We start from the raw sequence: 22,829 nt of genomic DNA, 5'->3' as shown, positions 1-22,829 counted from the left end.
GCACTATGAATAACAGACTTATCCTCACGGCATTCGGTGCCCTATCGTTTTTCGGATCTTGGAGTTGGGCTCAACGTCCCACAGCTCCTCAGCTTTTCTCGGGAAAAGCGGTGGCGTATGCCCGCGTCAACGACACCCGAGAATTGAAAGACAAGCTTGCTGAGACTGCGACCGGCAAGCTCGCCAACGACAAGGACCTCAAGCCGATCCTCAGTTCGTTTTACGGCAGCTTCTCCCAACTCGTGCAAGGGATGCAGAATGAAATCGGACTCAATCTCGACGAACTCCTTTCGATTCCGAATGGGGAGCTCGCCGTGGCCGTTGTTCCGACAAAGACTCAGCCCGTTTTCTGCTTTTTGCTGGAAGCAGGATCGGAGATGCCGGCCGTCGAAATCTTGCTCAAGCGGGTCGAGGCCCGGGGGCTGGAACGAGGTAATCGAGAACGCTTGACCAAAGAAGTCGGGCGATTGGAAGTTGTACAATTCAAAACACCCAATCCGAGCCGGCAATTCGGATACTTCATCGACTCCGGTGTCCTCGTTGGATGCGCATCGGCGGATTATGTGGAGACCCTCGCTCAGATCTGGCAAGGAAGTGGCGTGGATCACACCCCGCTTGCCGAGAATCGCAACTTCACCGACATCTTGAGCCGCTGCGTCGGTACCGAAGGAGAACGGCCTCAAATTTCCTTTTACGTCGATCCCGTGGGAATCGCTCGCGAAACCCTCAAACAATCGAGTTCGGCATCGACCTTCGTTGCGTTGACTGCCATGAAAACACTTGGTCTCGAGGGCTTTAAGGCTCTCGGGGGGAGCGTCATCATGGCGACCAATGAGTTCGATTCGATTCTCCACATGCACATGCTCATGGAGACCAATCGCCAAGGCGTCCTTCGGGCGTTGCGTCCGAAAAGCGGATCGACAGAGCCTGAGGCTTGGGTTGATGATTCGGTCGTCAGCTACAGTACGATCAACTGGGATTTCCAAAAGACCATGCAAGCGGTCCAGGAAATCGTCGATACCTTTGGCGGCGAGAATGCGTTCGAGGAAAACTTTCTAAAGAACGCGTCTCGCGCGATGGGAGTCGATTTCCGTAAGGACTTCCTGGAAAACTTGGCAGATCGCTTGACGCTCACTCAAATGGTCCTCCCCGATAAGAAGATCAATAGCCAATCGAATTTGATCGCTTTGCACATCAAGGATGAAAGCAAATTCAAAAACGAAGTACTGCCGAAGATTTTTGAAAAGGCGAAGGGCTCTGATTCGCGATGGACCACCCGGCAAGTAGGCGAGTTCGACGTTCACTATTTGGAAATCCGTTCCAACAGCGCATCGATTCGCGCCCCACAACCTTCCTTCGCCTTGGTTGGAAAGACGCTGCTATTCAGCGACTCCTCCGATTCGATCGAACGCGCAATCGGCGTTTATAATAGCGGCGAAAATTTGCTTTCGGATTCGATCGAATTCAAACTGATTCGGGACAAGATCAAAGCCCAGCTGAAAGGGCAGGATTTTTCGATCATGTCTTACCAACGTCCCGATGAGCAGCTTCGCCTTTTCTACGATCTGGCAAACGATCCGAAGAACATCGATCGATTGGAGGAGATGTCGGAGAACAATCCCGTATTCCAGGCATTGGTTTCAGCTCTGAGGAGCCGACAGCTCCCTCCGTTTGAGCAGATCTCGAAGTACATCGTGCCTACAGGAGCCTTCATGACCGAGGAGGAAAACGGACTCCACTACACGGCCTTCTCTCTCAAACGCGAATAGTCACTCGCGCTCGGGCCGACTGGTCGATCCCAGTCGGCCAATTTTATTGGTGCTAGTAGTTCTGTCCTGTTTGCTACTTGCCAGATACCAACGTACGAATGCGGCAAATGTAACTGTCGGCGGTTACAAACAACGTCGAACCGTCTTCGCCAAAGGTGCAGTTGCTGGTGCGCTCACCCGTATTGATTCGCCCGAGAAGCTTTCCGTTCGACGCGAAAATCCATACGCCCCCCGGACCGGTTGCCCACAAGTTCCCTTTCTTGTCAACGGCGAGACCGTCGGGTAGACCCGGCATTTTGCCTACTTCCGCGGTGGCGTTGTGGAAGAGGCTCCCCTTTCCAAGCGTCCCGTCCGCTTGGACAGGAAAGCTCATCCAAATGGCATTCTTCGGATCGCTCTGGGCTACGTAGAGTGTCTTCTCGTCGGGGGAAAACCCGATCCCATTGGGACGCTGCAATTCGGTGGTGAGGAGGGTTACACTGCCGTCCTTTTTCGAGATGCGATAAACCCCATAATGATCCAATTCTCGGCGTGGATCGTTTTCGCGAGCAGGCAGTCCGTAGGGTGGATCGGTGAAATAGATATCGCCATTGCTTTTGAGAACGCCATCGTTGGGACTGTTCAATCTCTTCCCTTGATAATGGTCTGCCAGCGTTCTCTTTCCACCACCCGGAGTCAGTACCGAAACGCGTCGATCACCATGTTCACACAGAACGAGATTCCCTTGATCGTCGAGCAATAGTCCATTGCTTCCCGGCTCCAAACCGTAATAGGTGACTCCCGTGTAGCCAGAGGGGTTCATGAACAACTCGATGCCCCCTTTCGGCGTCCATTTGAAAATCGAATTACGAGGGATGTCGGAAAAGAGCAAATGTCCGGAGTCGGGCTTTCCAATCCAAACCGGACCCTCCGTCCAGGTGAAGCCATCGGCGAGGATCTCCAGTTTGGCATCGGCTCCCAAAAGCGAGTCGACTTGCGAATCGAAGCGTTCGATCTTTCCGAGGACTCGCGGGCTCTGCGCTTGCACGCTCATGGGGACACTCATACCCGATGCGAAAAGGGACAATGATATACAAAGGTTACGGAGCAAAACGCGACGGTTCATGATGCCTCAGCAAGAAGGGGGGAGGATGGATGGAGCCCCTTATGATAACGCACGAAGGAACGAAGTGGGGGGAACTACTTCTTGCCCGTTTTTGGCCCCGGAGCAATGGTCCACATCGCAAGGGATGCTAGCCAGACTGGCCCTAACAGGAGCCAAAGCCCGGTCCCAACTTTGTTAGGGTTCTTTTCGTCGGAAACGATATTCGGTTCGAAGGTCGAATGCCCATGCGCCATGGGATCGAGCGATGGGGGGGAACGAGGCTGGGTTGCCAAGGATGGGGGAGCGATCGGTGCCGGGGTACCTAGCGAGGAGTTGGGAATACTCGTGGCGATCGGCAACCCTCCTTGAGCACTTTGCCACCCCCCCGGCGGCACCCCATCTGGCCCCGGAGGGGACATGGTGGAGGGAAGATCGGAGTTCTTAATCAACTGTTGGGGAAACGAGACGACCCCCAGTGCGGGCAAAATCAACGCTAGCGAACTGGTCGCGCACAGGAGGATCAAACTTGCAAACTTCATCGATTTCATGATCTATTGCTCCTTCCGTCGAATCTCGGACGCTTCCAATTTTTCGGACTTTGCCGATCGCTCGAAGGCGATGGTAGCACAATCCTGCATTCCAGAGCGACACCGAGTTCCCCGTTCCTCTCCGAGAGCTATGGCATGCCAGCTATGAAAAATACCGTTCGACTCGCTTGGAAAGGGATTCTTCGCTTTCTTCCTTTCCGCTCCCCTTTCGTCTTCTTATTAGCAATCCATTCACTCTCGATTGCTTCCTCTTTTGCCGTCCCGCTCCGCGGTGCGGAGTGGGAGGATCGCGTGGCTTCGAGCCTGGCCTCAATCACTGAAAAATTTGGAGTGCCCGTCGTCATTCGCGATCCCGGTTTTCCCGTTCGAATTTCAACCGGTGTCATCGATGGGAAGGAGTCCAAACCGGAGCGAGCCATGCAATACGCATCCATCTTCGTGCCCGAGTTTTCCCGCTATCCCGTAGAGTTTGTTCGTCGCACCGGACTGAAACGGATCGTGTTATGTGAAGCACTGTCTTTTTCCGGACAATTGCGGACAGCGTTGCCTGATTTCGAAAACCAGACTCTCTACCTGGATATCGCACGCGGGGCGAACAACACGGTCTACGCGCGGACGGTCATTCATCATGAGTTCTTTCATCTTGTGGATTACGCAGATGATGGAAACGTGTATCGGGACGAGGAGTGGGCGTCGCTAAATCCAAGCTCGTTTCGATACGGTGACGGTGGTAAGAACGCTCAGTCGAATCGAAATACGTCCGTTCTAACCAATCGGTACCCTGGGTTTTTGAATCACTACTCGACGACAGGCGTCGAAGAAGACAAAGCGGAGATCTTTGCCAATCTCATTATTCGTCCTGCGTATTTAGAAACGGCAGTCCAAACCGATCCGCTCCTTGCCTCCAAAGTTACGCGGATGAAGCGACTTTTGAGCCGCTTCTCGAAGGACCTCGATGAGTCCTTTTGGACTGCCGCGCGGAATGCTGCAGCGCCCTAGCCAGTTCCCTAGCCAGTTCTTCAATTGCCAATCCTACCTACGGAACAACGACGTAGGGACGGATTTGGTCGAGGCGAGTTTGCTTGATACCGGGGACCGCGAGCAAATCCTCAACACGCTCGAACTTTCCTCGTTCGTCTCGAAGTCGAAGAATCTCTTTGGCTAGTTTTGGACCGACTCCCGGCAAGAGGTTGAGTTCAGACTCGGTCGCAAGATTCAGATCCACCACAAACGGTGCTGAGCTTAAGCTGTTTGCTTCCTTTCGCCGATCCCGCCACTCGACATAGATCATCCAGGGGATACACAATAACATCCCCATTGCAATCGAGACCGTGGCCCGCGCTAGCGGCCGAGGGTAGACCGTTAACGTCGGTGCATCGGCGTGTTTTTCTGTGGGGGTAGCTTCGGTGGGCGTCGGAGCGTTCATGCGATCTCGTCGCGATCAGCTGGGAGTAAGTTGCTGCAGGACTTCTTGTACGATTCGCGAGATGACTTTGTCGTCGATAGGTGATTGGATCCTCTGCGGTTCGGATTGGATGAACTCGAACCCTGAGAGTAATTGCTGGATCTTCGCTTGTGCCCGATCAGCAGCAGACGCTTGTTGCGCCGTGAGAGGAGTCCTCGACTCACCCAAATTCCAGCCCCGAACCTTGGCCCCTCTTCGGAATCCTTCCGGAAACTCGGAAGTGGTGAGCATTGCGTCGAAAAGAGGGAGCAGTTGGTACTGGAGCTTCATCGCATGGTCCCAGTCTTTGGCTCGGCAAGCATCGTAAATGGCTCGCGTCAATTCCGGCACCACACCACTGGTAGCGTTCGTGCCTCCGTCCGCACCGATCATAAGCATGGGGACCAAGGACGCATCCCAGCCGGTCATGAAGAAGAAATCGCTGCGAATGGGCCGAACCTCGGCGATCATGCGCATCATGTGTGGAATGTCACCCGAGCTATCCTTGATTCCGACGACGCGCGGACATTCCTCCGCTAAACGCTTGACCGTGGGTACGTCGATGGGAGATGCGAATAGTGGAATGTTATAAAGCGTGACGTCGACGCTCACACGATCGGCAATCTCTTTGAAATACGCATAAACTCCGTCGGGAGCGAGGCGGTAATAGAAAGGTGCAACAATCGCAACCGCGCGACATCCCAAGGCCCCGTAGGTGTCACAAGCCCGAATGGTTTCTTCGACGTTGGCCTCTGCAGCGCCGGCCAAAATGGGAACGCGACCTCGCGTCTGGTCCGCGACGATCTGAATAACCCGCTTCCGTTCTTCCGGAGTAAACCGAACGAATTCTCCGGTGCTTCCATTCGGATAGAGGCCGTGCACACCATGATCGATCAGCCAATCGACGTAGGCTCGCAGCTTGTCCTCGTCGAGGCGACCATGGACATCAAGAGGGGTGATATTAGGGGTGAAGATTCCGGCGAGAGGTTGCTTGTTCATGCTTCAAAAATACCACATTCTCGGCGCTTTGGGAAAATTGGGTTGAATTTTCCTCCAGGGAGAATGGGGGGGAGAGGTGTACGCGATTCCAGGAGTTTCAACGGACCTAAGGCTTTGGGGCTCGCTCGTACCGAACTTTGTACTTGTCGTACAGCTGCGTATGTTTGCTCGACAGATCGACCTTGCGCCCCTGGATCCACGCATGGGTGACCTGCGTTGGAATTTCGAGGATGTTGCCATCGGTGATGAACAAGGTGGCGTCTTTGCCTGCATCGAGCGAACCCAGGGAATCCGCCACCCCAAAAATCTCTGCAGCAGACAAGGTCACCGCGCGGAGGGCTTGGGACTCGCTCAACCCAAATGCGACCGAGGTCGCAGCATGGTAGGGGAGATTGCGGACCATCGAAGCGCCGAAGCGGCCATCGGTTCCAATGCAATAACGAACGCCGGCGGCTTCAAGCTGTGCGGGAAGTGCATAGATGGCGTCGTAGGGTGCGTCCCGGCGCGAGGGCAATCGGTAGACGCTGGCGATGACAACAGGAATGTTGGACTCTTTCAATAGCGGAGCACAGAGATGCGCATCAGCGCCTCCAACCAAGACCATCTTCAACTGGTACTGGTTGCAAAAGGCCACGGCGGTTTGGATTTGCTTTACGGTGTTGGCGATCACCAACATGGGCATCTCACCCCGGATCACCGGTTGCATGGCTTCCAGTCGCAGATCCACCGCTTCCACCGCTTCCGCATCCAATAGCTGACCATAGGCTTTGGATTCGCGAATCAGATTGTGAAGTGGAGCCAGCCGATCTCCACCTTCGGACGATTCCCCTTCTCCTGCGGCACCGCGTCCCGTTCTCACGGCACCAAAGCGAGGCCAATTCACAATCATGCCAACATCTGGTTTGAAGGTCATATCCTCCCAAGTCCATCCGTCGAGCATCATCATGGCAGCTCGCCCGGAGACCAAACCCCCGGAGGGGACCGTAACTGCAGAGAGGACTCCGTTCGCGCGGGCAACGGGAATCGTCTCGCTGTCTGGATTGAAGGCAACAACAGCTCGGACATTGGGGTTGAGATTCCCCACCTCGGTGGTATCGACGCTGGCTCGGATCGACTCGACTTCGACCAATCCGATACTGGAGAGGGAATCGATCATTCCTGGGTAGATGTGTTTGCCGGAAGCATCGACAACTTCCGCTTTTTCTGGAGCCTCGATGTCCTTCCCAATTTGCTTGATTTTTCCGCCATCGAAAAGGAGATCGCCTCCGACCACCACATCGCCGGAAATAGTGTGGATAGTGCCACCGCGCAACAAAACCGGTTTGCGTTGCGGTGCGCCAGGGATTTGATCGGATGCGATCGCACATGGCATCGAAGCGAGCAAGAGCCCGAGAATCGCGTACGAGCAGAACAATCTGCAAACAAAGAAATTCATCGTTCGAACCTGAATGAAAATTGAATTGGAATGGATGAAGAAGGAATTCGTCGTGGATTAATGATCGTGGTCATGCTCCTGACCATGATCATGGTCTTCATCATGATGATCGTGGCAGAACTCATCATGATGAGGCCACAACCGCGAAGGGTCGTCCGCGAGCAGACTTCGCTGCGACCCTGGCTCTCCAGACTCGATTACTTTTTGAACCAATGCTCGATGCAAAGTTGCATCGCGTTTTCGATCCTCGACGTCTTGCGAGCGGTCGAAGTACTTTCGACCATCGATCCATGTTTGTTCGCATCGGGACATGGGAGAAAGGGGAGACCCTGTCCAAATGGCCAGATCCGCATCCTTGCCCACTTCGATGGAGCCAACGTGTTCATCGATTCGTAGTTGAATCGCTGGGTTCAGCGTCACGAACTTCAATGCTTCCATCGGTTCTACGCCGCCATACTTCACCGCCTTAGCCGCTTCGTGATTCATATGGCGACCCAACTCATTGTCGTCGGAGTTGAAGGAGACGACGATTCCTCTTCGGTGCATCAATGCGCCATTGTATGGGATGGCGTCGAAGACTTCGAATTTGTAATTCCACCAATCCGAAAACGAGCTGGCCGTAGCGCCATGCTTGGCCATTTCGTCGGCGACTTTGTATCCCTCCAGGATGTGCTGGAGTGAACCAATCGTGATCCCGTATTCGTCGAGAACCCGTAATAGCCCCAAAATTTCGTCTTGCCGGTAACTGTGGCAATGAATCCAGCGTTTACCTTCGACGATTTCGGCGATGGTATCTAATTCCAGATCCCGACGAGGAGGCAATCCTTGTGGGTTTTGGCGATACCGTTCCCAGGATTGCGAGTATTGGCGCGCGGCATTGAAACGTTCTCGGAAGAGCTGTTCGACTCCCATTCGACTTTGGGGATAGCGAGACCGAGTGCTCAGTTCCCAATTGCTTTGCTTGACGTTTTCTCCCAAGGCGAACTTGATCCCCGCCGGAGCTTGTTTGAATTTCAAGTCCTCATAGGGGGCTCCCCACCGAAGCTTGATCACTTGATTCTGACCACCGATTGGATTGGCCGAACCATGGAGCACGTTTGCCGTCGTGAGACCGCCGGCAAGCTGTCGATAGATGGTTATGTCCCCTGCGTCGATGAAATCCCCGATCCGCACCTCGGCCGTGACCGCTTGGGTGGCTTCATTGATTCCACTGTCGGTTGCCATGTGCGAGTGGCAATCGATCAGTCCGGGGCTGATCTGCCATTTGGAAGCGTCCACGACGTGCGCGTTTTCAGGAATGTCTAGCCCCGTACCGATCGCATCTATCTTGCCGCGACGGACCAGCAAATCGACGTTCTTGAGCAGTCCCTCGGGCCCGCACGTCCACAGGGTCGTGTTCTTAAACACAATCGCTTCGTGCTGCTCCGGTATCGACTGTCTTCCCATCGTTCCGGGTGGGTAGAGCGTGGGCGAAAGAATCTTCGCGACGACAGTCTCCTTCGCTTCCTCCTTCTTCGGCTTCGAGTCGGATTTCTCGGAATCCTTGGCTAGCTCCGACGTCGAATCCGAACTGAATTCGCGTTTTGCAGAAAAGAACCCGGTCGTTCCATTGGGCCAAACGATCGATCCGAGCAGTCTTGCTTCGGACGGGGAATCGGAGTTCAGGAACGTGGCGCTAACGTATCCATTCCCCTTGTACGAATCGTCTAAAACTCCGGCCGCGATGACCCCGGTAAGCGTGTTGCTTTCGACCTTCAAGTTCTTCAGCTTGGATTCTTTTTTTGTCTCGCTGGACGCTTTTTCCTTTTGAGGATCGGCAGATTTCTCCGGTGCATCTTTTAGCTCTGACTTGGCGGGCTCGCTGTCGGACGAAGGAACTCGAACGAGAGCGTTTGCTTTGCCGAGCGAATCTTTGATTTCCAGTTGAAGCTCTAAATTCGGATGCTCCCCGCTTGCCCATGCAATCTGCCACTTGCCATCCATGGAATTCGTGGTCTTTTCTGCATTTTCAGGGCGTCGTCCGCGTGACCAAACCTCCTCTACCTTGCAGGCTTCCTCGAACAAATCGGCGGATGCCACGATGAGATTCGCCCACTGGCCTTGGCGAAGCGACCCGCAGGTGGCCTCGACTCCTAAGAATTTCGCAGGTTCAACCGTGATGGCTGCGAGGGCATCGTCTTTGGAAAGCCCTCGTGATACCGCCTTGCGAACATTGGGGAGAAACTCGCTCGGGTCCGTTAGGCCGAAGGAAGTAAGGAGGATCGGGACGCCGGCTTGACGAAGACGTGCGGGGTTTTCGGGAGCCAGCTCCCAGTGGGTGAGCTCCTCCAATTCCACGTCGATCGATTGCTCAAAGGATTGGACGGCGGGTGGTTTGGGGAAATTGACCGGGACGATCATTGTTCGAATCAATTTCGCGATCGGTTGGAGCAATTGGTACTCTTGCCCAGAACCTTTCAAGACTACCTGTAATCCGAATTCACGCCCGAAGCTGTCTGCGCGAAGGGCATATTGTTCATTCAACGTATCGAAAACAACAGGTTGCCCCGAAGCGATCGACTGAGTTAGCGCATGCAGGGCGGCGTTGTCGTCGGGTTTCGGAAGCCCCGATTGCGTGCGATAGGCTTGCTGCGCCGCTGCGTACCACTGGGCATCGAGAAATGTCTGTCGGGCAAGAGCGACGGCCCCCATGGGACTGCTCGGGTAGCTATCTCGTCCCCGGCCTCGGCTCACTGTAAGTCTAACGTGAAGCGCCGCATTCGAACGCAACAGAGCTTCTTGAGTTGGAAGGTCGCCAGTCGAGAAAACAGCGCTCTGTCCTTTGATAATTCCATCGCGTGGGGAGACCAGTGCGGTAGTGATCCCGGCTTTTCGGAGCTTCCCGAAAAGCGATTCGGTAGAGGCCGTGGTGATTTCGTTGGCGAGGGAACGCTCGGGGGTGATTTCTCGGCTCCAGTGCGCCACGCCGGGTGCGGTGGCTGCGGGGGGGAGATCCGCTTCGATACCTGCATCGACCAATCCAGGGTAAATGTGTTTTCCTTGGAGTTTGATCACGCGAGCTTCCGGCGGGATCGCGATCTCCGATCCCACATCCGAAATCTTGCCATCGCGAATAATCAACGTGCCATTCTCAATTTTCTTTCCGGGCTCGACGGTGATCGAGGCCCCGACAATGGCATAAATTTCGTTGGGATGCTCGCTGATTCCAGCTTCTGGAAGGGTCGAAGTGGTTTGTTGTGCTTGGGTCCAGGATGTCGCCGGGACGATCATCGCCGCGGCAAAAAGAAAGCCAAGAATTCGAGGGAGCTTCATGGATGTTCAAACCAATGGAAACGGATGAAGAATCAGAGCTAGGAGGCTGGCGAGGAGAGGTTGCTAGCCGGAATGTAGTGCCTACGAGGACCAGGCGCGGACGGAATCCGAGGAAAGCATCGTGCCATCCTGTTGGAGAGGAGCGGTCGTATCGGTTGTAGCGAACGCTGTGCGCATAGTAGTTGCGGTGTACAATTCGGAAAGGGATTGGCGAGTGAGAATTTTTAAATCCGAATCCCGAGCGGACCTCCCTGCGAGATGACTTCCTAGTTCGGAGGTACCTCTCCCCTCCAGTTCGATAGCACCACGAGCTCTTCTGAATGGCAAACGATTCTCCCTCCTCCAACACCCTACAAGAGCATGCCGACGAACTCCGTCGGCAGTACAACGAGCTGGCCGAGTTGGCCGGGTCCCTCGCCCATGAGATCAAGAATCCGCTGTCGGTGATTCATATGAACACGGACTTGCTCTGCGAGGAATTGGAGGAGTCCCCGTTCCCGGGGCAACGACGAGCGATCGCCAAAGTCGACATGATCCGGCAGCAGTGCAACCGCTTGGAGAATCTTTTGCGCGATTTCCTTCGCTTTGCGAGGATGCGAGATCTCGAGATGACCATCGGATCTCTCAACGATCAGATCCAGCGAGTCCTATCGCTCTACCGCGCGCAGGCGGACAAAACCGATGTCCACCTCCAAACCTATCTCGACTCCAACCTTCCCAATATCAAGCTACACAGCGACTCCCTGCAAGCCGCGTTGCTAAATTTGGTGAAAAACGCGTTGGAGGCCATGCCCGATGGTGGGGAGCTGTTGGTGCGGACCTACTCCACACCGGGAGGCGTCGCACTAGAAATGATCGACACCGGCTGCGGGATGGACGAAGTCACCGCGATGCGAATGTTCGAGCCGTTTTATTCGACCAAACACGGTGGATCCGGGTTGGGGCTGCCAACCGCCCGGAAAATCGTGGAAGCCCACGGTGGCCGCATTGCCGTCCAAAGCGAAGTTGGACGAGGGACCAAATTTGTCCTCGAATTTCCAACCCCCATTCGCTTGGCCGTCTAACCCGCCGCGTCAAAAATCTTTTTCGCGGATCCCTATGCTTGGTTATCTTTTCATCCGGATAGGCGGATGATATAGTGGTGACGGCTCGGGCGAAGAATCCGATGGATGCTCCGGGCCAGTTTTGTTGGAATCATTGCGGACAATAGTGAGCGGGAGTAGCGAAATGAGTACAGTAGCCAAGGCACCGAAGCAGCTGAGTGGCAGCGCGAACAGCGATCGTTTGCCATTCAAGGTGAAGGCTTTTGATTTGTTGGCGGATGGGAACCGAAGCGAAGCCGAGGCGTTGGCGAGCTTGGGCCGCAAGGAAATTCAGCTTGCCGAAGACGAGATGCCCGGCTTGATGGCCCTCCGCGCTCGCTACGGAGCCGAAAAGCCATTGGCCGGCGCCAAAATCATGGGCTCGCTTCACATGACCGTCCAAACGGCTGTTTTGATCGAGACGTTGGTCGATCTCGGTGCAGACGTCCGATGGGTCAGTTGCAATATTTTCTCGACGCAGGACACCGCAGCAGCAGCCGTCGTTGTCGGTCGCGGCGGCAGCTTGGACAACCCCATTGGAACTCCTGTCTTCGCGTGGAAAGGTGAAACGCTGCCGGAATACTGGTGGTGCACCGTGGAAGCATTGGTTTGGCCAGACGGATCCGGTCCCGATTTGATCGTGGACGATGGCGGCGATGCGACGATGCTCATTCACTTGGGTACCAAGTACGAAGCGACCGGAGTGGTTCCTGACTTCAACGCGGAATCCGAACCCGAAGAATGGGGAGTGATCCTCGATACCCTTCGAAAGGAACTCGTCGTCAATCCCGGTCGTTACACAGCGATGGGCAAAGTGATTCAGGGTGTATCGGAAGAGACCACCACGGGAGTCAAACGCCTCTACGGCATGGCGAAGACCGGAGAGCTTTTGTTCCCCGCGATCAACGTCAACGACTCGGTCACTAAGAGCAAATTCGATAACCTCTACGGTTGCCGTCACTCGTTGATCGACGGACTAAACCGAGCTTCCGACGTCATGCTATCGGGCAAAGTCGCAGTGGTTTGCGGATTTGGAGACGTGGGGAAAGGCTGCTGCCAATCGTTGCGTGGTCAAGGCTGCCGCGTCATCGTCACCGAAATCGATCCGATCTGTGCGTTGCAAGCGGTCATGGAAGGCTACGAAGTTAAGACCCTCGAAGATTATCTCGAGTCCGCTGATATCTTCGTCACGGCGACCGGTAACTTCAACATCATCACTGCCGAGCACATGGCAAAGATGAAGGACAAAGCGATCGTCTGCAACATCGGCCACTTCGACAATGAAATCGATATGGCAGGTTTGGAGAAGCTCCAAAAGACCGGTAAAGTCGAACGCCGCAACATCAAGCCGCAATTCGACCAATGGTACTTCCACGAAACCAAGCGAAGCATTCTCGTTCTCGCCGAAGGTCGATTGATGAACCTTGGTTGCGCGACCGGCCACCCCAGCTTCGTGATGAGCACCAGCTTCACCAACCAAGTTCTCGCACAATTGGAACTTTGGAAGGAACGCAAAAATGGTACCTACAAGAAGCAAGTCTACACGTTGCCCAAGCACCTCGACGAAGAAGTCGCGCGACTCCACTTGGAAAAGCTCGGGGTCAAACTGACCACGCTAAGCAAAGCACAAGCGGATTACATTTCGGTAGACGTTAACGGCCCATTCAAGTCGGACAACTACCGATACTAGGCCCGACTGCTATGAGGCCCGACTCCTACAAGGTCCGATCCGTGAGTGGACGGATCCAATAAAAATTGTGCACGATCCTTCGCACCCGCGAAGGATCGTGTCGTTTTATGGGGAAGAATCGCTCCTCCCGTCACATTTGCTCCTCCTTTCGCTCCGATCCCCATCCTGCAGCCACGTCCCTCGAGGAGTGAATCTATTCCTGAGAGACGCAGGTAGGTAGAATGGAGGCGTGCCACTGTTCAAACTTCACCATGCGCGGGGCATCACTCCCTCCAGTCCTGCCTCCCCTCCCTCCTAAAAGTCTTGATTTTCCAGCGTATGAATTGCCAAGCCTTGAATCGCCGCGGACTTTTGACACAGTTCGGCATCGGTATGGGGGCATTAGCTGCCCAGTCGATGCTGGGGGAAACCCTGTCAGCCGGCGAGATTGACCAAATCAACCCGCTTGTTCCCAAAGCTCCCCATTTCGCCCCGCGAGCGAAGCGGATCATCCATATCTTTTGCAACGGTGGCCCTTCGCACGTCGACACGTTCGACCCGAAACCGGCATTAGCGGAGTACGCAGGGAAGCCAATGCCAGGAGAAACGCCTCGAACCGAGCGTCCAACGGGGGTTCTTTATGGCAGTCCATTCAAGTTCCAGAAGTATGGCGAGTCAGGGCTGGAAATCAGCGACCTCTTTGCCAAAACCGCAGCGCACGCAGACGATCTGTGCGTGATTCGGTCGATGCACGCGAATGTTCCCAACCATGAGCCCTCCCTTTTGCTCATGAACACAGGCGAAGCGAGACTGGTACGGCCGAGCATGGGGTCATGGCTTACCTATGGTCTTGGGACAGAAAACCAGAACTTGCCTGCCTTTATCGCCATGTGTCCCGGCGGGTACCCCATTCAGGAATCCCAAAATTGGCAATCGGGATTCTTGCCTGGGATTTTTCAAGGCACTTACATCGATACCCAGCACAAAGAGATCGACAAACTGATCGAATATGTGGCCAACAAAAAATTGTCGCGAGAAGCCCAGCGTCGGCAATTGGATTTGATCCAAGCTCTCAACGACGAACATCGAAAATCGAGACTTGGCGACCCGATGATCGACGCGAGGATTCAATCCTTTGAACTGGCCTATCGCATGCAGGGGGAGGCGTCAGAAATCTTCGATGTCACGCGTGAACCACAACATGTGCTAGACAAATACGGTCCTGGCGTCCAGGCAAGGCAATTGCTTATCGCGCGGCGTTTGCTCGAACATGGCGTTCGATTCATCCAGCTTTGGCACGGACAAGGTCAACCGTGGGATAGCCATGACCATTTGGAGAGGGAGCATGGCAGATTGGCCAAGGAGAGCGATCAAGGCATTGCGGCTCTCCTGAGCGATCTAAAAGAACGCGATATGCTTAAAGACACGCTTGTGATCTGGGGTGGTGAGTTTGGAAGGACCCCCACCGTCGAGATGCCAAAGGAAGGCTCGAATCAAGGGACGATGACCGGTCGCGATCACAATCATTATGGATTCACCATGTGGATGGCAGGTGGTGGAGTCAAAGGCGGAACGGCCTACGGAGCGACCGACGAGTTCGGCTTCAAAGCCGTCGAAAACAAAGTGCATGTCCATGATCTGCACGCCACCATCCTTCATTTGATGGGGTTCGATCACGAGAAGCTCACTTATCGTTGGGCTGGACGAGACTTCCGATTGACCGATGTGCATGGAAACGTCGTCCATGACCTTATCGCTTAGCGTGATGGGAGTCTCGGCGAAATTTGCTTACCCCGCTATACTGCGGGGCGTTTACCACTGAGTTCGTGTCCGAGGAGAAAACGATTGAGTCGCAATGCATTTCGCACGATGGGGATTCTCGCGGGAATCGCATTGGGAACGATATCGGCGATGGCCTACAGGGCTTATCGCATCGTGAACGCTCCCCAACTGGCGCAATCGCAATCCGATGCCGAGTTGCATGCTGAAGAGGAGGAAGACCCTTGGGAGATTCGCCAGGCCGAGAAAGACCCTGGCCGCCGCAAGGCTCTCTCCAGCTTGGTGCAGTCGGCCAAGGAGCAACCGAAGTGGCTCACCGAATTTGAATACACGGACCAAAACGGGAACAAAGTCACCAGTGAGTCCCTTCGAGGGCAGCCCTATGTCGCTTGCTTTTTCTTCACCACTTGCCCAGGTAGCTGCCCACGGCAATCTTCGCAAATGCAGTTGCTGCACAACAAGTACAAAGACAAGCCCATCCGCTTTGTGAGCATCACCGTCGATCCGGAGATCGACACGCAAGAGAAGCTGGCGGAATACGCAACGTCATATGGGGCCGATCCAAAACGCTGGTTCTTGTTGTATGCTCCGATCGAATACACCATGCGTGTGGGGATCGAGAAGTTCTTTTTAGACGGCGTGGAGAAGCGAGGACACCCCGATCGGTTTGTCCTGGTGAACGCGGAGGGAGATGCCGTCGGCTCCTATGTCTGGCTGGACATCGAAGAGCGAGAATTGCTGCTGAAGCACATCGACGAAGTGCTTGGGGCGAGCGGGAATTAACTGGCCAGGGGATCGAACCTCGAACTCGATCCTTCGATTGGCAGCTATCGGTCGTTCAACCAAGTCGCTACATCGCACGCGAAGTAGGTGAGGATGGCGGAAGCTCCGGCTCGACGAAACGCGATCATGCTTTCCAAGACAACTTTCCGTTCGTCGAGCGCACCTGCTTGGGCCGCGAACTTGAGCATCGCATATTCACCGGAGACTTGGTACACCGCGAGGGGAACTGGAAAGCGGTCATGAAGTCGCCGGACGATATCCAAATAGGGCATGCCAGGTTTGACCATGATCATGTCTGCCCCTTCTTGGATATCCAACTCGACTTCTCGCAAGGCTTCGTCCGAGTTGGCGGGGTTCATTTGGTAAGTCTTCTTGTCGGCACCACCTAGATTGGACGCGGAACCGACTGCGTCGCGAAAGGGTCCGTAGTAAGCGGATGCGTACTTGGCGGCATAAGACAGAATGGGAATGTGTTGATACCCGTTGGCGTCGAGTGCATCTCGGACCGCCCCGATACGACCATCCATCATATCGGAAGGGGCAATCATGGTTGCACCCGCGCGGGCTTGATTCACCGCTTGGTCGCAAAGCACCGTGATGGTTTCATCGTTCACGACGTATCCATCCCGGACAATTCCGTCTTGACCATGTGTGGTATACGGATCGAGCGCAACGTCGCAAACAATTCCAATCCGTTCTCCAACGGCGGACGCGATACTGCGGGTGGCTTGGCAGATCAAATTATTGGGATCGACTGCGTGCTGTCCCGAGTCCGACTTGAGTTGGCTCGGCGTGACCGGAAAGATCGCGACCGCGCCGATTCCAAGTTCAGCGGCTTTGGCTGCAGCCGCGGTGGCCAAGTCGATACTCATCCGTTCGACACCGGGCATGGAAAGGACTGGTTCGCGGCGATTATCACCTTCAATGACAAAGAGAGGCCAAATCAAATGAGACGGAGCCAACGACGTCTCTTGCACCATATCCCGTAGCCAAGGCCACCTGCGATTTCGCCTGAGCCTTGTTCGCGGATAGGAAGCCGAATTCGCCCGATTCTCGCATCGGCTATTGAGAAAATCCGTCATGGCAATTCGTCGCATCCGCGAAAGGGTGGGAGATGGTTGGCTCGTAAACAAACGTTTTGTGGGGTACACTCCAATAACGTAGAGCGTGACTATTTCCTCGCTTGAGTCCCCAAAATCGTATTCCCCCACCTTCATCCCGTCGAGGACCTCTCCATGCAATTATCTCCCAGGCCAATAACGCTGCGAGCGAAGCTCGCGATTGCGATCGCCGCCTCTGCCATGACGTTCGTATTGGATACTGAAACGCTGTTCGCTCAAGAAGCAAAAGTCGTTCGAAATCAAGACTCCCCGGCCCCTGCGGCACCTAGTGGAGAGGGGTGGACACGATTGTTCGACGGAAAGAGCATCGCGGGTTGGACGCAAAAGAATGGTTGGGCAACGTACCGAATCGAAGGAGATGCTGTCGTTGGGAGAACGGCGACCGGCAGTCCCAATTCCTTTCTTTGTACGGAGAGAGTTTTTGGTGACTTCGAACTGCGGTTTGAAGTAAAGGTCGACAACGGACTCAATTCAGGCGTGCAGATTCGATCTAAGAGCTTGCCGGAAAAAGACAGCGGTCGCGTCCATGGTTTGCAGGTCGAGATTGAATCCAGCCCGGGAGAAGCCGGATACTTGTACGGCGAAGCGACGGGGCGTGGTTGGGTATCTCCTACACAACCTCCTCACAGCGAACTCAAAAACAACGAATGGAATCAATATCACGTGAAAGCGGTCGGTCCTCGCGTTCAAACTTGGATCAATGGCAAGTTGATTGAGGATTTAACGGATCCCATCTCCTACGCAGAAGGGTTCATCGGTCTTCAAGTGCATGGCATTGGAAAAGATCAAGGTCCATTTGAAGTCCGTTGGCGCAACATCGAAATCAAAGAGCTATCGAAAAAATAGCCGCTCCGCTCCAAGGAACTTATTTTCCCGCAGGATTTATCATGTTCAACACCGTTCCCAATAGATCTCGTCGCCATTCTCTCGCACTGCTTCTCGTAGGAGGACTGTGCGCGGTCGGTTGCGATCAGAGCGCCAATCGGATTGCTCAGCACGAACCGAACTTGCTTTACTCGCATTCTCTTGAGATTGCCGAGGATCTCCCGTTGGAGCAGCCAACCCGTGACGCGCAGGACTTGCTGATCGAGTGGTTTGGAACATTGAACGATCCCAAATTGCCACCGATTTTCGAATCGGACTACCCGGACCTAATTTCTCTTGAGAACCTCAAGATGGCGGCAGGTATGCCCCCCGCCTCGGCCGAGCCTGGCGCAACCGGACTGTATCGACAGCAATGTGCCTCGTGCCATGGCGAGAGCGGGCAAGGAAGAGGGCCAGTCGCCGCTAGTCAGAATCCCTACCCCCGTGAATTCCGACACGGCATTTTCAAATACAAGAGCACGTCACGCACCGGGAAACCTCTCAAGTCAGATTTGAAAGGAATTCTCTTGGAGGGGCTTGGGGATTCCCAAATGCCCAAGTTTACAAAGCTCTCGGATAAACAACTCGATGCACTGGTCGACTACGTTATCTTTTTGTCGATACGGGGCGAGTTCGAACGCAAGCTCCTTTATACGGCTGCCTACGATTTAGACTTGGAAGAAGGGCGACTCTACAACGCTTCGTTGAAGGTGGCCGGCGCAGAGTCCCCCAGCCCCGAGCTTAAGGAACAACTCGATCTGGCGGAAGAACTTCTAATCGATATTGCAGACTCTTGGGCCGAGGCGGAAGACAAAGTCGAAGAACCCGAGATGCCTGACTTCCCGCTCTTTGGAAGCGAAACCGACGAGAACAAGGCCCAGTTGGCAGAGTCCATCGAGAAGGGCAAAAAGCTTTTCGTTGGAAATGATGCCGCATGCGCGAAGTGCCATGGAGAGTCCGCAAAAGGGGACGGTCCACAGGCCCCCGATTACGACGACTGGACGAAAGACTGGACAGCAAAAATTGGGATCAAACCCACTGACACCGAAGAACTATTGCCCCTGCTCGCGCGAGGCGGATTGAAGCCCCAACCACTCAAGCCACGGAATATCGTCGCAGGTTACTTCCGAGGCGGACGCGAACCGATCGATCTCTATCGACGCATTCGCTATGGTATCCCCGGCGCGACAATGCCGGCGGCCGCGCTGTCGCAAGGTGAAGGTCTCCCAGGGCTCACGAACGACGACCTGTGGCACTTGGTCAATTACATTCTGAGCATCGCAGAAATCCCCGCCCCTGCCCCAGCGGAAGGTGCTGTCTCAGTAGCCCCTGAAGCACCTGCCACCACTGCGGCCAAGTAAGGCTACCGGATGGGAAAACAATGCCAGGGTTTGACTCGACAATACCCTGGCTCGCGTTTAGCCATTCACAAATTGAGCGATCGACTGAGCGGTTTTCTTGGCCAGACGAATGCATTGCGGAATCCCAACTCCCTCGTAGGCATTGCCCGTCAGGAAGACTCCAGGATGCCGCTGTAAGCCGTCCCGGATGCTTTGATTCAGCTCGCAATGCCCGACCAAGTACTGTGGCATCGCTTGATTCCATCGCACGAGCTTTTGCCATCGCGGCAAACTGGTAACGCCCAACAATGCCTGGATCTCTCGGCGGGCGATTTGAAGAAGTTGCTCATCTGTTTGGTCGAGCAATTCGGGTCGGATTGCTCCTCCCATAAATACGCGAGCCAGAACGGTATCATCCGTGCATCGACCAGGATACTTCTCACTGGATAGACTGATCGCTAACGCATCTCGGGACTCGGTTTTGGGGACCACCACGCCAAAACACATCGCCTCCGGACGAATCTCAGATTTGGGTATCGCCAAGATAGCGACGGCGGAAGAGGCATACGGGATGCGGTCTAGCAGGGCTGCGACATCCGGTGCCGTATGGATTAGCAAATCAGCGCTGACCCAACTGGGGGTCGATAAACAAACGGCGTCGTAGCACGCGTTCGGATCGGGCAGATTCTCGCCGAGAAGGGCCCAACGTCCATCGGTACGAACTTCAATTTCGGAAACGCGAACATTTAGATGCACCGAAGCCGTCAAGCGTTCGCGAAGGGCGTTCATCCACCAACCCATGCCTTGCCGAGGTGCTAGAAATTGATCGTACCGGGCCCCTCTCGCCTTGCGAGCAGATTGATCCGATTTGGCCTCGCTTCTTTTTTTCGCAAGGGCTCCCCGAATCAAACCGCCATGCTCTTTCTCCATCCGAAGAAACTGATCCATGGTCGCTTTCATGCTGAGGGTCTCGGCGCGTGCGGTGAAGATACCTCCGATGATGGGCTCCACCAATCGGTCAAAGCATTCTCGTCCGAGCCGTCGGACCGCAAAGGATTCCACGCTTTCGTCTTGATCGCCCGTTTTGGGTCGGATGAAGTACTCGCTGAGGACTCTTAATTTTCCTGTCCAGCTCAAGATGGGGGACCAAAGGATCGCATCCATTTGAGTCGGTTGCATCAGCGAAAACCCGTTCGGAATCGGTAGAATCCGCCCCGAACGCACGACTTGAGCAAATCGGTGTTCCGGATTGGGGGTGATGAAATCACCGCGCAGACCTAATTCTTGGACCAGTTCCAAAGCGTCGGGTAGGAGGGTGGCAATGTTGTCCGCCCCAAGTTCCGCCAGGTAAGGAGATTCGTTGTGGGTTTGGATGACCCCACCCACGCGGCTCGACGCTTCCAACACATCGACCTGTGCTTCGGGCGCCTCTCGCTGCAGATACCAAGCGCATGACAATCCGCTAATGCCTGCCCCGATGACGGCGATTCTCTTCACACGAACGCTTTCCAATAGGAGAAAGAAGATGGAGTCCGACCTGATAGTATAGCGAAATCATACCGCTATTCGGTCGTATGCCATCAATCCTTACCGTAGTGCTTCACTTGCTCCCAATACTCTTCGAACGCATTGTCCTTGTGAAAGTCAGGGCTGTTGTCGATGTCATGGCACTCCAAACATTTGTCGTGGGCTTTAGCCAATGGCAATTGCATCTCCTGTCGCAGTTTTGCCAAAAGCTCCTTGGTTGCCTCGATATCACCCGATTCCGCGTCCGCATGATTCTTTCCGGGACCATGGCAGTTTTCACACCCGTTCCCGGTCATGTGTGGCGTTTTCTCCAACGACTCGTACCCTGTCTTGTAGGGCAAGAAATCCTGAGGATTCCATCCGGTGGTGTGGCAGGAAATGCACTCCGGGTCGAAGTGACGGGGGAGGGATCGCTCAGGGGGTTCGACAATGGAATCGGTGGCATGGGCGTGCGGAGTGTTCTTCCAAATGTCATAGGCCGCGGTGTGGCATTCGCCGCATTTCTCGGAGCCCACGAACTCGCGCTGCGTCGGATGATTTTGGGGGCGCTTCCCCAAACGCTCCATCCCTTCGGCTTTGAGCTGGTCCTGGTACTTGCTGAATAACTCTACCATGCGTGGAGAATCCTCAAACTGGGAGCTCAAGGCCAGGCGTTGGTATCGCAGAGGCTCCTTTGCATCGTTGAAGAGGCCGACGAGCCCTGCGTACATCCCCTTGGTGCCTACCTGCACCATTTGGGTTTCCGTTCCCGGGATCAGCTCTGGCCTGTAAGTCGGTTCACCATAGCCCCCCGCTGTGATCACCATCGAGAATCCTGGTACGCTCTTCGCTAGGAGTCTCGACTCCTCAAGCGAAGCATGTGCGAGAAGGACAGTGAAGTCACATCGTTCCGCATCCAGCAATTTCTTCACCGCAGCCAACGATTCCTTTGCAGGTTTGATCGTCAACGAATCGGCGACTGTTTCGAGCTTCGACGCGTTCTCATCTCCGAGAACTCCGGTTATCCCTATCTTCTTGTTTCCAACACGAATGACTTTGTGTGTCGTATCAAGGTCCGGGAAAATGGAGACGTTGGCGGAAACAAAAAGAGGACCATTGCTTCCGTTCGAATCCCCTGCGTAGCTAACCAACTGATAAACCAGGGTGTCTTGACTCAATTTCAAGTCATCTTCACCGAACGTAACCGCCCCGTACCCCATCATGGAAAATGCTTTGGAAGTCCAGTCGAACTTGATTTCCGACTGCTTCCCTCGCGATCGGACCTGGTTTCCGGCGTCGAGAGGAATCACATTCCAACCTCGATTGCGAATCCCTTCGAGGAGGGAATCCCTTCTCATCAGTCCTCCCTTTTGATTCTCCAGCCCCGTACAGCCACACGGTTCCATATATCCAAACTGACGCCCGGTCACGAAGAAAACCGCCCAGGGATCTTTCCAGTCCGGTGCAATGACTTGATTTCGCTCCGCTTCCGTTGCGACATTGACAGGTGGCGCTGTCGTTGCCGATTCCTGCAACGAAGTCTGGGCGCGATCCACTTTATTGGTGGGGATCTGTGTCTGAGGTGTATTCACCGGAATCCCTACCGGCTCCCCCTCGTGAGATTCTTCTGAACGTCGCTCTCCCGCTTGGACAGTCTTCTCTCTCGCTATTTTCTCAGTCGACGAGTTCGGTGCGGACGGCAGATCGGGACGCTTATTCCCTTGCCACAGGTTTCCCAGCTTTCCCTTCCCAAGCCCCGGGAAGAAACGCTTCGGCGGATCACCGGCTGCAGTTAGGATCGGTAACCCCAGCGAAGCTCCGATAAGGAGCGAGAGAATTGCTGCACGCCGAAGGAATCGTCGCTTCTCGATGGATTGCTGTCGTTTTGCCATGGTTCGCTAGCTTGAGATCGGCGGAACGAGAAGACGATGCGCGATCGTCATAATCGATTTTACCGTTGCATCGGCTATTGACGCAAAAATCGTTAGGGGAATCGAATCCTTCGCTGCTATTGCTGCGGGAACGACGCCCGGAGGTCCCTCCCATCCAAGCATGGAGGGGCCTGATGCATACATGGAGAACGCTTTGCGACGA

17 protein-coding genes are annotated in these 22,829 nt (G+C 54.7%); 8 read left to right on the top strand and 9 right to left on the bottom strand.

Annotation, left to right across the window (positions count from 1 at the left end):
• Positions 1–5 precede the first annotated feature (5 nt).
• Positions 6–1,769, top strand: a complete 1,764-nt coding sequence (locus tag VN12_RS03570; RefSeq protein ID WP_168164198.1) for a DUF3352 domain-containing protein — start codon at positions 6–8, stop codon at positions 1,767–1,769.
• Positions 1,770–1,842: 73 nt separating this feature from the next.
• On the opposite strand, the gene VN12_RS03565 is transcribed toward VN12_RS03570, so the two are convergent.
• Both VN12_RS03565 and VN12_RS03560 read right to left on the bottom strand, forming a co-directional pair.
• Entirely contained in the window at positions 1,843–2,802 is a 960-nt protein-coding gene (locus tag VN12_RS03565; RefSeq protein ID WP_315850185.1) for an SMP-30/gluconolactonase/LRE family protein, read from the bottom strand.
• Positions 2,803–2,948: 146 nt separating this feature from the next.
• Positions 2,949–3,401 carry a hypothetical protein gene (locus tag VN12_RS03560; RefSeq protein WP_146675541.1) on the bottom strand — a complete coding sequence of 151 codons (453 nt, stop codon included), beginning with the start codon at positions 3,399–3,401 and terminating at the stop codon, positions 2,949–2,951.
• A gap of 135 nt (positions 3,402–3,536) precedes the next feature.
• Here VN12_RS03560 and VN12_RS03555 point away from each other — a divergent pair, with 135 nt between their 5' ends.
• Positions 3,537–4,400 (top strand): hypothetical protein, encoded by an 864-nt coding sequence (locus VN12_RS03555; protein ID WP_146675540.1) that lies wholly within the window; start codon positions 3,537–3,539, stop codon positions 4,398–4,400.
• Positions 4,401–4,437: 37 nt separating this feature from the next.
• Here VN12_RS03555 and VN12_RS03550 read toward each other — a convergent pair whose 3' ends face one another.
• The 4 genes from VN12_RS03550 to VN12_RS03535 all read right to left on the bottom strand — a co-directional run bounded on the left by VN12_RS03550 (position 4,438) and on the right by VN12_RS03535 (position 10,591).
• On the bottom strand, positions 4,438–4,827 hold the full coding sequence (locus tag VN12_RS03550) for a ComEA family DNA-binding protein (RefSeq protein WP_146675539.1): 390 nt from the start codon (positions 4,825–4,827) through the stop codon (positions 4,438–4,440).
• Between the two features lie 15 nt (positions 4,828–4,842).
• The gene (locus VN12_RS03545; protein ID WP_146675538.1) at positions 4,843–5,844 is read right to left on the bottom strand and encodes a dihydrodipicolinate synthase family protein; all 1,002 of its coding nucleotides are present in this window, start codon (positions 5,842–5,844) and stop codon (positions 4,843–4,845) included.
• A gap of 106 nt (positions 5,845–5,950) precedes the next feature.
• Positions 5,951–7,279, bottom strand: a complete 1,329-nt coding sequence (locus VN12_RS03540; RefSeq protein ID WP_146675537.1) for an amidohydrolase family protein — start codon at positions 7,277–7,279, stop codon at positions 5,951–5,953.
• Between the two features lie 57 nt (positions 7,280–7,336).
• The gene (locus VN12_RS03535; protein WP_146675536.1) at positions 7,337–10,591 is read right to left on the bottom strand and encodes an amidohydrolase family protein; all 3,255 of its coding nucleotides are present in this window, start codon (positions 10,589–10,591) and stop codon (positions 7,337–7,339) included.
• A gap of 320 nt (positions 10,592–10,911) precedes the next feature.
• Between VN12_RS03535 and VN12_RS03530 the strand changes: the two genes are divergently transcribed.
• From VN12_RS03530 to VN12_RS03515, 4 genes are all read left to right on the top strand, one after another.
• Entirely contained in the window at positions 10,912–11,655 is a 744-nt protein-coding gene (locus VN12_RS03530) for a sensor histidine kinase (RefSeq protein WP_146675535.1), read from the top strand.
• Between the two features lie 163 nt (positions 11,656–11,818).
• Positions 11,819–13,363 (top strand): adenosylhomocysteinase, encoded by a 1,545-nt coding sequence (gene ahcY, locus VN12_RS03525; RefSeq protein WP_146675534.1) that lies wholly within the window; start codon positions 11,819–11,821, stop codon positions 13,361–13,363.
• Between the two features lie 318 nt (positions 13,364–13,681).
• Complete coding sequence (locus tag VN12_RS03520) at positions 13,682–15,103, top strand: DUF1501 domain-containing protein (RefSeq protein ID WP_146675533.1); 1,422 nt, start codon at positions 13,682–13,684, stop codon at positions 15,101–15,103.
• Positions 15,104–15,187: 84 nt separating this feature from the next.
• The gene (locus tag VN12_RS03515) at positions 15,188–15,904 is read left to right on the top strand and encodes an SCO family protein (protein WP_146675532.1); all 717 of its coding nucleotides are present in this window, start codon (positions 15,188–15,190) and stop codon (positions 15,902–15,904) included.
• Between the two features lie 44 nt (positions 15,905–15,948).
• Here the strand turns inward: VN12_RS03515 and hemB are convergent, their stop codons facing one another.
• Positions 15,949–16,986: a porphobilinogen synthase gene (gene hemB / locus VN12_RS03510; RefSeq protein ID WP_146675531.1), complete on the bottom strand. Its 1,038-nt coding sequence runs from the start codon at positions 16,984–16,986 to the stop codon at positions 15,949–15,951.
• A gap of 153 nt (positions 16,987–17,139) precedes the next feature.
• On the opposite strand from hemB, the gene VN12_RS03505 reads away from it, so the two are divergent.
• Together VN12_RS03505 and VN12_RS03500 are read left to right on the top strand one after the other, a co-directional pair.
• A complete protein-coding gene (locus tag VN12_RS03505; RefSeq protein ID WP_146675530.1) occupies positions 17,140–17,871 on the top strand; it encodes a DUF1080 domain-containing protein in 732 nt (243 codons plus the stop codon).
• 41 nt (positions 17,872–17,912) lie between these two features.
• Positions 17,913–19,250 carry a cytochrome c gene (locus VN12_RS03500; protein ID WP_146675529.1) on the top strand — a complete coding sequence of 446 codons (1,338 nt, stop codon included), beginning with the start codon at positions 17,913–17,915 and terminating at the stop codon, positions 19,248–19,250.
• A gap of 57 nt (positions 19,251–19,307) precedes the next feature.
• Here the strand turns inward: VN12_RS03500 and hemG are convergent, their stop codons facing one another.
• Positions 19,308–20,726 carry a protoporphyrinogen oxidase gene (hemG, locus tag VN12_RS03495; RefSeq protein ID WP_168164197.1) on the bottom strand — a complete coding sequence of 473 codons (1,419 nt, stop codon included), beginning with the start codon at positions 20,724–20,726 and terminating at the stop codon, positions 19,308–19,310.
• An 83-nt stretch (positions 20,727–20,809) separates the two neighbouring features.
• A complete protein-coding gene (locus tag VN12_RS03490; RefSeq protein WP_146675527.1) occupies positions 20,810–22,627 on the bottom strand; it encodes a multiheme c-type cytochrome in 1,818 nt (605 codons plus the stop codon).
• Positions 22,628–22,829 lie beyond the last annotated feature (202 nt).

The sequence above is a fragment of the Pirellula sp. SH-Sr6A genome, from assembly GCF_001610875.1.
GTDB lineage: Bacteria > Planctomycetota > Planctomycetia > Pirellulales > Pirellulaceae > JBKCUI01.
The sequence above is the reverse complement of the archived record's forward strand: the minus strand, read 5'-3'. Positions and strand labels throughout refer to the sequence as shown.